Annotated in this window: 17 protein-coding genes; all 17 read right to left on the bottom strand. The window is 27.6% G+C overall.

From position 1 onward, the window contains the following. Complete coding sequence (locus Q8S45_RS04465; RefSeq protein ID WP_305601612.1) at nucleotides 1-1068, bottom strand: glycosyltransferase family 2 protein; 1068 nt, start codon at nucleotides 1066-1068, stop codon at nucleotides 1-3. Between the two features lie 250 nt (nucleotides 1069-1318). After that, nucleotides 1319-2263, bottom strand: coding sequence for a beta-1,6-N-acetylglucosaminyltransferase (locus tag Q8S45_RS04460; RefSeq protein WP_305601610.1), 945 nt, complete (start codon nucleotides 2261-2263; stop codon nucleotides 1319-1321). Between the two features lie 160 nt (nucleotides 2264-2423). Next, nucleotides 2424-3614, bottom strand: coding sequence for a glycosyltransferase family 4 protein (locus tag Q8S45_RS04455; RefSeq protein ID WP_305601608.1), 1191 nt, complete (start codon nucleotides 3612-3614; stop codon nucleotides 2424-2426). Continuing rightward, the gene (locus tag Q8S45_RS04450; protein ID WP_305601606.1) at nucleotides 3604-4776 is read right to left on the bottom strand and encodes a glycosyltransferase family 4 protein; all 1173 of its coding nucleotides are present in this window, start codon (nucleotides 4774-4776) and stop codon (nucleotides 3604-3606) included. The genes Q8S45_RS04455 and Q8S45_RS04450 overlap by 11 nt, the downstream gene beginning before the upstream one ends. Nucleotides 4777-4779: 3 nt before the next feature. Further along, nucleotides 4780-6009 (bottom strand): glycosyltransferase family 4 protein, encoded by a 1230-nt coding sequence (locus Q8S45_RS04445; protein WP_305601604.1) that lies wholly within the window; start codon nucleotides 6007-6009, stop codon nucleotides 4780-4782. Nucleotides 6010-6015: 6 nt separating this feature from the next. Beyond that, nucleotides 6016-7254, bottom strand: coding sequence for a glycosyltransferase family 4 protein (locus Q8S45_RS04440; RefSeq protein WP_305601602.1), 1239 nt, complete (start codon nucleotides 7252-7254; stop codon nucleotides 6016-6018). Nucleotides 7255-7282: 28 nt separating this feature from the next. Then, a complete protein-coding gene (locus Q8S45_RS04435; RefSeq protein WP_305601600.1) occupies nucleotides 7283-8266 on the bottom strand; it encodes a glycosyltransferase family 2 protein in 984 nt (327 codons plus the stop codon). 20 nt (nucleotides 8267-8286) lie between these two features. After that, nucleotides 8287-9072: a glycosyltransferase family 32 protein gene (locus Q8S45_RS04430; RefSeq protein WP_305601598.1), complete on the bottom strand. Its 786-nt coding sequence runs from the start codon at nucleotides 9070-9072 to the stop codon at nucleotides 8287-8289. 13 nt (nucleotides 9073-9085) lie between these two features. Beyond that, nucleotides 9086-10009, bottom strand: coding sequence for a glycosyltransferase family 2 protein (locus tag Q8S45_RS04425; RefSeq protein ID WP_305601596.1), 924 nt, complete (start codon nucleotides 10007-10009; stop codon nucleotides 9086-9088). Further along, nucleotides 10010-11068: a glycosyltransferase gene (locus tag Q8S45_RS04420; protein WP_305601594.1), complete on the bottom strand. Its 1059-nt coding sequence runs from the start codon at nucleotides 11066-11068 to the stop codon at nucleotides 10010-10012. After that, the gene (locus Q8S45_RS04415) at nucleotides 11052-12128 is read right to left on the bottom strand and encodes a DegT/DnrJ/EryC1/StrS family aminotransferase (RefSeq protein ID WP_371132980.1); all 1077 of its coding nucleotides are present in this window, start codon (nucleotides 12126-12128) and stop codon (nucleotides 11052-11054) included. Before Q8S45_RS04415 ends, Q8S45_RS04420 begins: the two co-directional genes overlap by 17 nt. A 23-nt stretch (nucleotides 12129-12151) precedes the next feature. After that, on the bottom strand, nucleotides 12152-12832 hold the full coding sequence (locus Q8S45_RS04410; protein WP_305601590.1) for a hypothetical protein: 681 nt from the start codon (nucleotides 12830-12832) through the stop codon (nucleotides 12152-12154). Nucleotides 12833-12834: 2 nt separating this feature from the next. After that, the gene (locus Q8S45_RS04405; protein WP_305601588.1) at nucleotides 12835-13239 is read right to left on the bottom strand and encodes a MaoC family dehydratase; all 405 of its coding nucleotides are present in this window, start codon (nucleotides 13237-13239) and stop codon (nucleotides 12835-12837) included. Continuing rightward, nucleotides 13236-13640, bottom strand: coding sequence for an FdtA/QdtA family cupin domain-containing protein (locus tag Q8S45_RS04400; protein WP_305601586.1), 405 nt, complete (start codon nucleotides 13638-13640; stop codon nucleotides 13236-13238). The genes Q8S45_RS04405 and Q8S45_RS04400 overlap by 4 nt, the downstream gene beginning before the upstream one ends. A 2-nt stretch (nucleotides 13641-13642) precedes the next feature. Beyond that, complete coding sequence (locus Q8S45_RS04395; RefSeq protein WP_305601584.1) at nucleotides 13643-14476, bottom strand: glycosyltransferase family 2 protein; 834 nt, start codon at nucleotides 14474-14476, stop codon at nucleotides 13643-13645. A gap of 27 nt (nucleotides 14477-14503) precedes the next feature. Continuing rightward, nucleotides 14504-15346, bottom strand: a complete 843-nt coding sequence (locus Q8S45_RS04390; protein WP_305601582.1) for a DUF5672 family protein — start codon at nucleotides 15344-15346, stop codon at nucleotides 14504-14506. A gap of 87 nt (nucleotides 15347-15433) precedes the next feature. Then, on the bottom strand, nucleotides 15434-16336 hold the full coding sequence (locus Q8S45_RS04385) for a glycosyltransferase family 2 protein (protein WP_305601580.1): 903 nt from the start codon (nucleotides 16334-16336) through the stop codon (nucleotides 15434-15436). Between the last annotated feature and the right edge of the window lie 21 nt (nucleotides 16337-16357).

Genomic DNA, 16357 nt, shown 5'->3' with positions numbered 1-16357 from the left:
TTATTGATTATATGGATTAAGAATTACATTTTTAATTTTTTTTACTTTATTTTTTATCATATCAACAAAATATATATTAAATAAAATAATTTTAAAAATAGTATAATTATAAAACAAAACACGCATTGAATTTATCTTAAGTTGTTGTGCATTTAGTTTTTGTTTTGCAAAAGAAATAAGCTTCTCTTTGTTTAATTTTATAAACAATGTACCCAGCATTGAATGAATTTCTTTATAAGCTATTTCTGAATATATTCCCTTTCTATGTAAATGAAATCTATAAAGCTTTATATAAAAAATATACATTTCTAATACTTTTGAAGCTACTATTACAGCATCAAAATTATTTTCAAGCAAAAGTCTGTTTATTTTATAATCTCTTAAGATGCTGAAATAATTTTTAAAACCAAATGACTTGGTGATTGCTTGCTCATTATCCTGTCTATAATAAAATGTGCTTTTGCAAAATGCAATCTTATTACTTTTAAGAAAAAGTTTTCTAACCATATATTCATCACTGTCAAAACTATCTTCCGGGAATTTTTCATTCTCAAAAAGTTTTGACTTCCAAAGAGCAAATCCATGTATTCTCCATTTTAAACTTAAAAGTACTGCCTCTTTATTTGATAAAATAAGTACTCTGTTTCCATTCACACCAAATCTTCCTAAATTGTTTGGTTTACCTTCACTATAAAACACCATATCTGGAAGCACACAATCAGCATCTGTTTCTATTTGTCTTTGAAGCATCTTTTCCAAATTATCTTCTGACATTAAATCATCTTGGGACATATAAGTTATATTTCTCCCATTAAGCTTTGGTAATACAAAATTCCAAGATTTTGGAACGGTGCCTCCATTGGGTTTCTGATACAACCTAATTCTAGCATCTTTATCTGCAATTTCTTTTATTATTTTAAAACTATCATCAGTAGAAGAATCATCAACACATACCAATTCAAAATTTTTAAATGTTTGATTCAAAACTGATTTTATTGACTCTTCTAAATATCTTCTGCCATTAAAAACAGGCATAAATATTGAGATATCAATTGGTTTAGTAATCATATTTTATTTATTAGTGTAAAGTTTTATGCATTTTAAATACACAACTCTAAAACATTAAATATTTAGCTTCTTATTTCGGATTGATCTTTTTAAATATCTTACATAACGTTTCCGAAATTTAAATTTACTCTTAATTAATATATAACTCAGTTATCATATTTGATCCAAAATTATTTCTAAATTCCTTATATTATATTTAAACAATGATACTTATAAAATACCTCTCAAACTGATTAGTAAGTCAAGATTTTTATTTTAAATCCAATTGATCTAATAAATACGAATCTATCTCATCCAGAATTTGGGTATCACCATTGAATTTTCTTGCAAACAAATGGTCCTTTTTTGCTTTTAAATCTTCCAAATCAGAACTATTGAAGGTTACTGGTAACGGTCTGTTTTTGGCTGACCAATCCACAAAAGTTATGGTATCTTTTATAGCATTTTCATCGAAATAATTAGAAATAATACTTTGGAAAAATATTTCATCTGGAATATGAGTAAATTTATGATATTCTAAATAAAATTTATTTTTTTCTACAAAGCCATCTATATATTTTATGGTTTCAATTGGAAAAGCCCACCACTGGTTACCGCCATACGCTTTCATCGATTCTGGAAATTTTCTAATAAAAAAAATATTAAATGCATGCCTTCTTTCTTTTGAGATTAGCACTTTAGCCAAGGATTTAAGATTTGGAATGGAAAAAAATTCTTTATTATATATATCAACAATAGAAGTTCTAGTCCGCATCGTATCTATTAAATGAAAAGTGTATTTATGCACTCTATAAAAAACAGATTTTTCTTTCCACACTTCCTCTATTGGTTTAGATCTAATAAAATTCTTTCCATAGTTTTTTAAAAAAAATTCAAAAATATATTTATTTGATTTAATTGGATAATCTTGTCCACTCATTAAAACAGTATATCCATCTCTACCATCTGAGATTATCTTACTTATTGATAATAAAGTTGCTTCAACTTGACTTATATCTCCCCAAATAACATTTACTCTATCCTCATTAAAAAAATACACATTTTCAAAATGATTAACCTCTTTTAAAAATGGTTCTATTTGAGATTTTTTATCAATATGTATATAAAAGAAAGTATTTTTAACATTAAGAGCATTAACTAATCTACCAACTTGTGTTGGGTTTTGGTGCGCCAATATGATATAATTAATATTCATTATCTGTGGTAATTTTTTTTAATTTTAAATGTTATGCTTTTTATTTAACAAAATAAATTACTTTTTAATATTCTTACACAAGTTGTTTTAAATACTTTAAAATAAGCCATCTAAAAAATAGAAGATAAATTAAAACCCTATAAAACAACTCATTTCAATTTTAATTATAAAATTTCACAAATTGTTCAATTTGTTGTTCTATTGTAAATTTGTCCATAATACGTTTTTTCGCTCTTAAAGAAAACCCCTCTTTTACTTCTTTTGGTAATGTATTTACTTTTAAAATTAGTTCAGCTAATTTTTTATAATTTCCTCGAGGAAATATCCACCCTGTCTCTTCATTTATCACGTTTTCTGGTAAGGCACCTCCATCACTAACAACACATAATAATCCCATGGCTTGCGCTTCTAAAACGGCATTACAAAAACCTTCATTTAAACTTGGCTGAATATAAATAGTTGCTGTTTTTAATACTTCCAAACTTTGAGAATGAGATAATTTACCATGAAATATTAGTTGGTTTCCCAATTCTAACTGAAGGGACTGAAATTTATAACGTTCAATTTCAATTTGATTTCCATCTCCAATAATGTGGTATTCAAAATCTATATTTTTATCTTTTAATAATTTCATGGCATGAATACCAATATCCAATCCTTTTATCCAATTCAATCTCGAAATAGAAACAATATTAATTTTACTTGATGAATTCACTTCTAATTTAGGCAAGTCATTTATATTAACAGCTGGTGTAATTATTTCAATGACAATATCCTTATCCATTCCTAATGTATAGGCTTTATCAATTAGAAACTGAGAAATACTATGCACCTTGTCTACATTTTTCCATAGTAATTTATAGCAATCTTTATGCTTTAATGGATATACATTAATATCATATCCTCTAAAACTAACCCCCATTTTTGCATTGATACTTTTTGCAACATGTTCTTTCCCGAGTGCTAATGTTGCAAAACCAAAGTGAATCCAATCTAAATTCTGAGTTAAAAGGTGGGTATTTAAATACATTTTTTTTATAATTTCAAAAAAGCTAACATTATCCTTTTTTTCCAATTTAATAAACCTAAGACTATTCTTTGGATGGCAACTAAGTCTGAAAAAAGCATAAATGAAATTTATTAAAAATAAAGTAGGATTTCCTTTATGAATATCAAATGATTTTCTAACCTCACACAAATTAAAATGCTTTTCTCTTTTATTCACAAATAAAATAACTTTATGCCCTGTTTGTTGTAGTCCCTTTATTTTTGAAATAAAAAAAGTTTCTGAATATCCAGGAGTAGCATTTAAAACAAGTCCAATTATTTGATTTGATTTTTTATAATTCATGATATAGTTCAATCATTTGATCACACATTTGCTCTAAATTATGATTTTTATTAATGTACTCTTTACCATTTATTGCCATTTTTTCAATTGACTTATTGTCCATTTTTAATATTTCCTCAATCACAAATGCCATGTTTTCCGGATTTCTATTTTCAAATAGCCACCCATTTTCATGGGGTGTAATAACTTCTTTCATTCCCCCACAATTACTACTTAACACAGGCAAACCAACTGCCATTGCTTCTAAAACAACATTTGCCAAACCTTCAGAAACACTTGGTAACAATAATAAATCTGAGCTTATCATCTTATTTAAAACTTCAATATGAGATAATTCAGAAACTATTGTTACATTTTTCTGCAATTCCAATTCTTCAATCAAGTAAATAATTTCCTCGTTTTCTCCATTTGCAATAATAGTATAATGGACATTTATGTTTTTCAATAGTAATTCTTTGACAGCATATAATGCATAATTGTACCCTTTAATCCAATTGAACCTGCCTATTGATAGCACTTCAAGAATACCACTATTATCATATATTTCTTTAAGTGGAATATTTTTTAAATCAACTCCAGAATAGATTATTCTACTTTTTTTTGCGTCAATACCTAACTTAGATAAATTACTTAGTATGTCTTTAGAAACAGCATGAATTGCATCAACTTTTGGAAAATTTCGAATATAGAGTTCTTTTAAATCAGCATCAATATAGGGGCTCACATTCAACAATCTTCCACGCAAACTAATAACTGTTTTAAACAAATGTTCTTCTAATATTTCCTCAAATAAAATAATGTGTGATGCCCATTGTATATGAACAATGTCTGCTTTAATAAAAATTAATTTAGACCAGATTAGAAATTGTTTTATTCTAATCCTTACACTTTTTTCAGATTTAAACAACAACTTAATAAACTTAAAAAAAAGTTGTGGTTTGCTAAAAAAAAGTCGCCATCCATTAAAAATTAAATGAATCATCATTAAATAAAAATTATTGGAATCTGTTGAAATAAGAACCAGCTTTTTCTTCTTTTTTCTAAAAAAATAATTTGCTGTTCCTGCTAAGAATACACTATGTTCTTTTTCACCTAATTTATTTGCCAACAAATTAACAAAATGAGGTGGTTCTAAATTTCCATTGTATATTATAATGTTCATAAACTATATAAATCGTTCTATAAAACGATTAAAATCAGTAGTCATTACCTCATTGGAATGATGCTCTTTAGCATATAAAATTGCATTCTTAGATAACTTATTTAACACGCTTCTATTTAAATTTAAATACTTGATTTTTTCGTATAAACTTTTAACTACGTCGGTATTATCAATTAAAAAACCGATTTCATTGTTTTCAAGGGTTTCAATATTACCACCAATATTTGTAGCAATAACTGGCTTTCCAACTGACAAACATTCTATTAAAAACATTGAATTTCCTTCTCTATATTTTGAAAGCAAGATTCCAATATCAATGGAAGCATAAAAATTAAATAAATTTTCATAAGTTACCCAACCAAAAAAATGAACTTGTTCTTTAAGGTGTTTATCAATAAAAGACATTACTTTATTAAAATATTCAAAATCTGGTGTTCTTTCATTATTAATATCACCAGCGATATATAAATGTACAGTTTCTCCATCATTTTTTAATAATAGCATTGCTTCCAATATTTCTAGTAAAGACTTTTCATTACTAAATCTCCCTGCATACCCTATAATTAGTGCTTTACTTTCTATATTAAATTTTACTTTATAGTCACTTTTTATTTTTTCTTCTAAATTATTGTATGAATCTTTTGGGAGCATTACTGCATTATATACAGATGCTGTTGGCAAACTATCTGCGCTATCAAATTCTTTAAACTCTTTAATTGCCAATTGAGTGTTTGCCATGAATCCGTCTGAATTTTCAATAATATATTTTATTTTTTTTTGTCCAAGCCTTCCACCTATATCTGTACTTAAATAGAAAAAAATATGTTTGATATCTGGAAAGGCTTTTTGAAGAATCTTATACAATTCAAAATGCATGAATGTTACAATAATATCGGGTTTAACTTTACCTATTATTTTTTTTATCCCGTAATAATAGATAATTCTGTCAGCCTGTGTAAAACCAAAGATTCTTTTTTTTATTCTGTAAGGTAATTTATTAAGAAAGTACTCATAAATGGAATTTTTAGCACTTGGAAGTGGGTGCAAATATTTAGTTCTATCAAACTTAAGTGATTCTAAAGAAACATCATATTTACTTAATACATAGTACTTATAATTTTCCCCTTCATTTTCTGCAAAAGCAGTTATAGTTCTAGCATTTCCAGGACTTGAACTAATAGCTGGAATTGTATGACGTGAACCAGATGCTAAAACTATTTTTTTTTGTTTCATGTGTAATCAATTCATAAAACTGCTTTTTATCAAAGCTGTTTTAAAATTTTTATGGTATGCAATGTAAGTATGCTTTTCTAAAAAACTTTTATACGCTCCTTTAACTAATTTTTCATATAAATTTTTATCAGTACTTAGTCTAATCATTTCTAAACCCAATTCATCAATATACGGATAGGTTTTAATTAAAACTCCATTTGTATTATCAACAACAATCTCTGAAATACCGCCCGAATCGGTTGCAATTATTGGTTTTCCAAATGAAAGTGCCTCAATAATGGTTAATGGCATTCCTTCTTCGTAAACTCTTTTATCAGTGGGGCATACTACAACATCCATTTTACTTAAATAACTCATCAACAACTCTTTATTTAAAAAACCCGTAAAAATAACATTTAGGTTATGCATTTTTACAAAATCTAAACATTCCTGAAAGTAAGGTGATATTTTGTCATGTATTCCTTTTGTTCCAGCCCCACCCATAATATATAAACAACTATTTTTATTAACCTGAGATACCGTTAAAAATGATTTTAATAAATTTAGAACCCCTTTTTCAATACATATTCTTCCAGTAAAAGCAAATTTAAATTCGCTAGAATTTAGTTTATTTTCAATGTTTGCAATCCCATTACTTATTTTTTCATTTTTAATAATTGCATTATTAATTTTAAAATACTTTGAAGCATCTAATTTTGTGTTAAAAGTTGTGTTTGTCTTGTTAAACGCAATTTTATTAACTCCAAAAATAGCCGTAACATTCTTTATCAATGACTGCCACTGTAACTCAGTTAATTTTGAATGTAATGATGTTCCATGATGATAATATATAATTTTCTTTTTGGGAAATACCATTTTAATCATTTGCACCAAACCAACCCCCACATGTACTATTATCTTGTTGTAATCTTTAAAAAACAGCCACCTGCATACCGAAATATAATATAATAGTTGTTCGTTATTTCCTGTAATAAATTTTTCCCTTCGTTCCTCATACGAATACTTAATCTTCAATAAAACAAGTAAAAACTTGTCAATCAAATTTGGTTTACAATGGAAAAATAGGTTGTTATCAAAATTTGTGTCCTTTTTCAATGCATCGTTATAATTTGATAGTACTTTATACGTATTTTCATCACTTGAAATTACCGTTTCGTAAATCACTTTTGCAGGCGCAGCACCTTCAGGAGAAGGAACTGAATTTAATGAACCATACACAATTAAAATTTTCTTACTACTACCCAAACTTTAGTTTAATTATTAACAATATTTTCTATATTCGGCCCTCATTAATCACTTGTTTTATTAGATATTTAAAGGTTAAATGCCGTTTCTCAAATATCTTAAAAATAAATAAATATAGCATTATCCGAGGGTAGAAATTTAAATACCATTTATAGTTACCAGTGCAAAATTTAATTTTCAGAATTAAGCTTTTATAAAAAGAAATTTCTTCATTATTTATATACTTTAATTGATTGATAAAAAATGAAATAAAATAATTTTTTATTTCTTTATTTAATAAATCTTTCTCTTTTAAACTATTAAAAACTAGTACCCTTGAGTTTAATCTGGTTTCTTGTCTATTATTATTTGTTAATACTCCTATCCTTTTTGCATGAACTCTATTAAAAACTAATATTTTATTAATAACTACAAATTTTGGAAGATAGGTAAGCAATCGAACATGAAATTCCAAATCCTGAGAACTAGTTAAGGATGTATTGAACAAATATTTAGATTCTAAAAAAGATTTTTTCCATAAAGGCGCATTGGTACTCCATGCCAACCTAAAGGTTATAAAATCGGTTAAAGGGTCGTATTTAGGTGTAAACGTTTTGTTCCAATAGTGTTTTAAGTTTAATACATTATGTTCAAAAAACTGTGTTTGACAAACTACCAAATCACTATTATTCTTCTCAGCTCCTAAAATTTGTTTTTCAAGTTTATTTGCCACCATAATATCATCAGAATCAAACCAGTTAATATATGCTCCTTTACTCAATTGAAACCCATAATTTCTACAACTACAAGCACCTTTTGAAATAGTATCTGGTCTTTTTACTTGAATAAAACGTCCATCTTTTTCACAAAATTTTGCAACAATTTTCCAACTATTATCTGTTGAATGGTCATCCACTATAATACATTCCCAATTAGTATACGTTTGTGCCATTACAGAATCCAGAGTTTCAGCAATTAAGTGTTCTCTGTTATAATTAGGTATAATTATTGAAATTAATGCGTTTTGATTCAATCTTTATAATTTAATTTTTATTAATTTTTTCTCGTTTTGATGTATGTTCTAACAATCTTTTTATAATATGAAATATCCACTACCCTATGCTTTAAAATCATTCTAGCCATCTTCTTAAACGCAGAAAAATACTGCTTTCTTTTAATCAACGTAAATTCAGTAACTTCTTTCCAAGACTTCGCCCAGAGATGCACCATATATGTTTCTGGAACAATATATTTATAAAAATTAGGACCTTCATGAATACTATTTGGGTAAGGATAAAAATAGACTTTAGGATAAATTACAATATCTGGAAAAGAGACTTTATTTAAAAAGTTGCCAGTGTAATAATACTGTTCACGAAACACTTTTGTAGTAATTACTGGTATTGCTATATTTTCCAACTTATAATGAGCGGGAATCAGCAGTTCATTATATTGTTTTAAAATATCACCAATTAATGGATGTCCTTTCGAGACTCCAATAATTCCACAACTAATGGTGGTTTCGGATTCTGATCCAAAAAAACATTCATGAGTTAGCAATTCATCAATACTTTTAACAGCAAACATGTCTGTATCCAAATAGATGCCTCCATAATCATACAATGCTTTTAAGCGAACATAATCTGAAACAAACGCCCACAATTCTTTTTTATAAGCGTCTTTTACAAATGGCAATTCCATTGGCGAATTGCTTTCATCCCATCTAACAAATTCATAGCCTCTTAAATGTTCTTCCCATGACGAAATACATTTTTCTATTAATTCGGGGTAAGGTTGTTTTCCAAACCAACAGTAATGAATTTTTTTTGGTATGCTCATTCTAATTTGTTTATCATTTAATGTAATGAATTCCTTTTTTCATTGTAATTTGTCTACTCTTATAAATTGATTTAAATATTGGAGTTATACTTTTAAATTGCTTGTAATACCCTTTTAAATACTTAAAATTAAGAAACAACATACTTTTTATTATCAATTTAAGGTACTTTCTTTTTTGCTGAGAACAAGTAACTTTTGATAAATTAACATTAATATTTGCATGATTCACTTTTAATTGCTTTTCGTATTTATCAAAATAAGAGTTAGAAAATAATTGAATAGGTTTTTTTATCCTTGCCTCTCTATCATGCCTAATTTTTATATTAGGTGCTATTCCAATTTTAAACCCATGATAAAACATACGCTGACAAAAATTATGGTCTTCACCATAATGATAAAATATTGGGTCAAACCCACCAATTTCTTTAACTACTTTAATTGGCATAAACCAAGCTGCTCCATTTACCATTGGAACACTATAAATTTGAGAGAATTGTTTAGTAACAGCATCCTTTTGATATTGTTCATTTTTACTCGCACAAAACGAAAAATAGGTATCTAATTCCTCTCCTTTTCCTTTTAAATGCAACGGACTTATAATTCCATAGTCTACGTTTTCATTTGCAACTAGAACTAGTTGTTCAACAATATTTTTTTCTACATAAACATCTTGATTTATTAAAAAAACAAACTCAGCTCCATTATTCAAGGCATACGTTAATCCAATATTATTTGCTTTTCCAAATCCTAAATTTTTTGCTTGTTTTAATAAAATAACTTCAGGAAAATTCTTTTCAATAAATGCTACAGTGCCATCTGTAGAACAATTATCAACAATAATAACTTGCGATTGATTTTCAATTGATTTGATACATTTATCAAGCCATTGCATCCCATTGTAGGTTACTATTATTGTATAAACTTGCTCTTTTTTCAATTATGTTATTTTAAAATTAAATAATTGTTTAAAAATTGGGGCAATTCCCAACTTATAAAACAATTGATATTTATTTTTAACGAATTTAAAATTAGTTTTCCTTGCCCAATGTTTAAAAACCTTAGGAAATGATATATATATCTTAAATAAATTTTTATCTATGCTATTTGTTTTATTATAAAAAGGTTTCATTAATGTATAAATTTCTAAACCATTCATTATAGTGTTTTCTTCATTTGAAAGTAAGCCTTCATTTAGAATTCGTTTAACTTGCTTTAATTGAAATTTTATTACAGCATCTAGCTGTTCTCCTTCTCTATCATAAAATTTTGCAATTACTTTTGCTCTTTCATAAAAAAAAGTCCCCCCAAATTTAAACTGTTTAGACAATGAGGTATCTAGCACCCTATATTTGGCTAAAACTTCATTCATAAATTTTACAGAAAACCTTGAACTTATTAATAGACACATATAAAAATCTTCTTGTTGTAAACTTTCGTCATACGTACCAACAACATCAAAAACTTTTCTTCTTAATAAAACAGTAGGGGAATGAATTATAATTTGATAACCCATATACTTGGATAAAATAGCCGAAAATACTTCTTCTGGAAAAATAAAATTATCGTTAAAATAAGCCTCTGAAACAACCGTTCCATTTTTATCAATGGTAGAAAAATTTGAACAAATTAGCATTACATCTTCCTTTTGCTGTTCAAAAAATGTTACTTGTTTTTCAATTTTATGTGGCTCCATAACATCGTCACAAGCAATACTTTGGTAATATTTCCCAGTACTTATTACAAGCCCTTCATTTAAATTTTTGCATAATCCTAGATTCTTGGGCCTACTAATAAACTGACAATCCACCTTATTATCTTGAATCCACTTTTCAATTTTAGCTACGGAATTGTCTTGCGAACAATCATCAATAATTATTAATTGAATATTAGAATATGTTTGATGTAAAATACTATCTAAAGTTTCTTTTAAATATTTTTCGTGATTATAACATACTGCAACAATAGATACCAAAGGTTCATCAACTTTCATATTCATTAATTATTTTGCATATATAGGTCATTTCTTCAATCGACAAAACGGGGCTCATAGGAAGGCTTAACACTTCTTCACTCAATTGTTCTGCAATTGGAAAAGAATTATTTTTCCATTCTGAATAAGCTTCTTGTTTATGAATTGGTTTAGGATAATGAATCGCTGTTTCTATTCCATTACGCTCCAAATAAGATTTTAAAAGATCTCTATGTTTACATCGCACTACAAATAAATGAAATACATGATTCTCTGAAAAATCCCAGTAAGGCAATTGAACTTCTTTATTATTAATGTTCTTTAAATAGTAGGTAGCTATACCTCTTCTTTTAGTATTGTCTTCATCCAGTCTTTTTAATTTTATCCTCAAAAATGCGGCCTGAACTTCATCTAGCCTACTGTTTAACGCTTTATATTCATGGTTATATTTTATTTTAGAACCATAATTTCTCAATGATTTAATGCAAGTTGCTAATTCTTTATCAGCGGTTAAAACTGCACCTCCATCACCCATAGCACCTAAGTTTTTTGCTGGATAAAAACTAAAACCTGCAGCATCTGCCAAACTCCCAGCTCTTTTATTTTTATAAATAGCTCCATGGGCTTGTGCAGCATCTTCTATAATCAATAAATTATACCTCTTTGCAATTTCATAAATAGCTTCCATATCGCAAACATATCCGTATAAATGCACTGCCATGATAGCCTTAGTTTTAGCTGTAATTCCAGCTTCAATCTTACTGCTATCTATATTAAAAGTACCTATTTCTGGTTCAATTAAAACAGGCTTTAAATTACAAGCACTGACCGCTAATACGCTTGCTATAAAGGTATTGGAAGGAACTAGTATTTCATCACCTTCTTTTAATTTTCCTAACGCTATGTATCCCTTAAAAATTAAACTTAAAGCATCTAACCCGTTTCCAACACCAACGCAATAAGAAGTTCCACAATACTTGGCAAATTCATATTCAAATTTTTCAAGCTCATTCCCCATAATGTAACTTCCAGATGCTAACACCCTTTTAAATGCAGCATCTAAATCCTCCGAGTCACGAAGATTCATTTTAAGTAAATCTAAAAATTTTATCATTGATATTGGGCTCTTTTAGATTTAATATGCAGTGCTGTATATTCATTTATTATGGTTACTATTTCTGGTGACTCTGGAAACTCATCATTTAAAACATACGCTTCAATCTCCTTTTTAAAAGTATCAAATCCATATTTTTTAATAGCATACTGATTAACCCTCAATTTTTTATTTTGAATATAAATAGAAAATGGTTTTACGTTTTTTGTTACTGGGCTCCCCATAGAAATAAGCGCATAGTGTCCAATAACAGTATATTGATGAATGGTTGCTCCTAAACCCAAAGTTGCTCCTTTTAAAATAGTTGTTAACCCTGCCAAAACACACATGGGAGTGATAACTACATCATCCTGTAAAATAGCATCGTGAGGTATATGAACACTTTGCATTAAATGAACATTGTTACCAATTTTAGTAATAGCTGAATAGCAAGGTTTTTGAATGGCTGTAAATTCTCGGATTATATTATTATTTCCAATTTCGATTTTTGCCTGAGATGAATCATATCTCGGGTTTCTGGTATCTTGGCCAGGTGTTCCAATTACGGTATGAGGACCAATAATATTATTATCTCCTATTTTTGTAGGTCCATAAATTATGGTGTAAGGTAATATTTTATTTCCTACGCCTAACTCAACACCTTCTCCAATTATACAAGTTGCATCAATTTGGTTCATAATTATAATTTTATAAGTGCTTCACCATCTAAAACCAAATCTTCTATGGTATCATTTTTATAAATAATGGTTTGTAATTTAAACAATGATTTATTTTCAATAATATTAATAATACTTACCCTTGCTGTAATTTTGTCGTTCCAATAAACAGGTTTTAAAAATTTTAAATGTTGTTCTAAATAAATAGCCCCTGGTCCTGGTATCTTAGTAGCAATTAACTCGCTAAACATTGATGCATACAACATTCCATGAACAATTCTTTTTCCAAAAAAAGCTTTTGAAGCAAAATCTTCGTCTAAATGCAACGGATTAAAATCATTGGATAATTCCGCAAATTGTTGCACATTTTCACCAGTAAACACTCTAGTTACCTCTCTAAAATCACCTATTTTAAATTGAACTTTCATTTTATAAATTTACTAAAATCTCTAATATAATCGTCTTCTTTAAAAATATCTGAAGCAATACAGACCAATACCGCATTGTGTGAAAATTTTAAATCTCTCCAATACCCTTCAGGCACAAATAAGCCTGCAGATGGATTGTCTAATTTATAAACATATTCCTTTCCATATTTATCCTTTAAAACAATTTCTATACTACCTGAAACGGCTACCAATACCTGCTGTAATTTTTTATGTGCATGTGCTCCTCTATGCACGTGATCTGGCGTGTAATAAGTCCAATAAACCCGCTTAATTTCAAATGGAATCGTATCTTGTATTTCAGCCACAGAAATATAACCTAAAGAAGAATCTCCTATTTTTTTAAATTCAATTAGTGTTGGTTTAGTACCTTCTTTTTTCATTTTTATAAATCTTTTACACTTTTATTTCTTAGTAGTCTTAATTGTATCTTTAAAAATAGTGAATTAATTTTTTTAGAAAAAAACGAATTCTCCAACTCCTTAAGCATTTTAAACCTATTTATTTCAAAATAGGGTACATCACTAAACAATTTTTTATAGTCTTCTAAATACAACGGAAAATGTTTTTCCAAACAATAAGTTCTTTCCTTTTTAATAAGCTCTTGATTTTTAGGGTCATGAGACATTCCATTAGTATCCATTACAGAAATAATAAAATTTAAATACTCATACGTGCAATTATATTTACATATGGCACAACTAAATAATTCCCAATCAGAATTAACTTTTAAATCTTCATTATAATAAAAAACGTTATCAAATACTGTTCGTTTTATAAATGTAGCTTGGTGTGGCAATGATTTTATATAAAAAAAACTGAAGGAAAGTTTTGAAGGAAAGCTTTTATGCTTTTTGCTACCACTTAATACAATATCACCATAATAAAAATCATATTCCTTATCCAACCGACCTACTACTTTAGCTAGAACATCTGAGTTGTATAATACATCTCCACTATTTAAAAAAAGCAAATAAGATCCGTTAGCTTTATAAATCCCTTTGTTCATTGCATTATAAACTCCACTATCAGGCTCAATAACCGCATAATCAATAGAACTCTTATAATTAGAAATAACTTCTTCACTTCCGTCCTTAGAACCACCATCAATAACAATATACTCAAACTCTTTATATGTTTGATTAACAACACTGGCTATAGTTTTTTTTAACCCCTCAATATTGTTGTAGTTAATGGTTATTATGGATAATTTAGTCATTGATGCTTTTTAATCTAAAAGTTTATCTTATTTTTTTATATGTTTAAACCAAAATTCCTTATTTCCTTTATAGTGCGTGTCATTTCTAAACCAAGCATGACATGCAAATGGAAGACGTTTTAAAATATTTAATAAAAACTCAGGTTCTCTATCCCAAGAAAACCCTAAGGCTTCTTCAACTGATGGCGTTTTCAATTTATTATATCTTAAACTTAACTCCATAAAATAATTATCTTCATTTAAGTTATAGGTCATCGCATGGTAACTGCAATTATTTTTATATCCTATTAAATTCATAGGTAACAAAAATAAACTCTTTAAAAAACTAAATATGCTTAATTCTTTTAATTTTTTCTTCTCATTTAACAATTGATTCCAATTTTTTAAACGTTTTTTAGATGCCAATAATTCAACAATTGGTTTTATTTTTCTTAAAGATAAACCACCATTCCCTGGATGCCATAATTGTGCACCCAAATATGGATTTCCAAGATAATTATCATACCAAACTCCTCCAATATAATCAAAATTTTTCTCTGCCCAAACTAATAATTCATCTTTAAAAACGTAACAATCTGTTTGATAAATAAGCATGAATTTGTGTTTTTTAAATGCCTTATAAAAATCGAAACTTAACATTAATTTATTGTATCCTGCAATGCCTTTAAAATAGTTTTCCTCAAAAAATATAAAATTCTTAATCTCGGGAAATTTATTTTTGTGAAAATCTACATTTAAGTTTTTTGGTCCAATAAAATAAATTGAATAATCAGAAAGAATTTCAACACATTGCCTAACAGATTGTATTTCTAAATCATTTAAATCTGTTTTATATATTGGTATAATTACACAAATATCCTTTTTTATCATATGGCACAATTTAGAAAAAAAAAGTTTTTCTTTCTATGAAAATTAAAAAGTCTTGCCTAACATCTATAATTTTAAAAATCATTTGATTCATTTTAAAAATAAATATTTCAATTTATAGATAAATATTTTTAAAAGATCTTTGAAACTTTTTAACCGAGCTACTTTGCTGTTTATCATATTCGATTTAAAAATACTATTGTGATTTTCTAATATAATAATAAAATTGCTTAACGCTATTTTTTTTAATCCTTCATCTTTCAAATAGGATAAAAGGCAACCGTAAGTAATTAAGGCACTCTCATACATTTCAAGTTTTGTTTTTGAAGAAAAGATACCCACTCCTGTTCTATAAACACACATTCTGTCTTCCAATCGTTTAATATATCCTTTTTCACTAACCATAATATGCAAAAAATAATCACCAACAACACTCTTAGAAAATTCAAATGGAAACTCTTTAATAACATTTCTAAAAACAACAGAAGGGGTATGCATAAAATTTCCATGAAGAATTAAGTCTCTCTGTGATACTTTTTCACTTTTTATACGGGAGTATGTTTTTTCAGTAGCATCTCCCTCCATAAAAGTATTGCCTTGCAATATTTTAACTTTATGAAAACAAATAGTATAATCTGGGTTAGCCTCCAAAAAATCTACTTGCTTTTGCAATTTTAAGGGGTCTATCCAATAATCATCTCCTTCGCAAAGTGCTATATATTTACCTTGACATTGTTGCATTGCCCATATAAAATTGGGCATCATTCCTTTATTTTTAGTGTGATTGGTGTATTTAATCCAAGAAGCATTGCGATGCTGTTGTATTATATCTTGTATAATATTATTAGTATTGTCTGTTGAACAATCATTAGCTACAATCAATTCTATCTCAAAATTACATTCTTGCATCAAAACCCCTTCCATAGCTTCACGAATGTAATTTTCATGATTGTAGGTTATCATAACAACAGAAATTAAAGGTTTTTTTACCATATTTTTTTAAACTAATTTAAG

Origin of the sequence: Lutibacter sp., from assembly GCF_030692605.1 — a bacterium.
Taxonomy (GTDB): domain Bacteria; phylum Bacteroidota; class Bacteroidia; order Flavobacteriales; family Flavobacteriaceae; genus Lutibacter.
The sequence above is the reverse complement of the archived record's forward strand: the minus strand, read 5'-3'. Positions and strand labels throughout refer to the sequence as shown.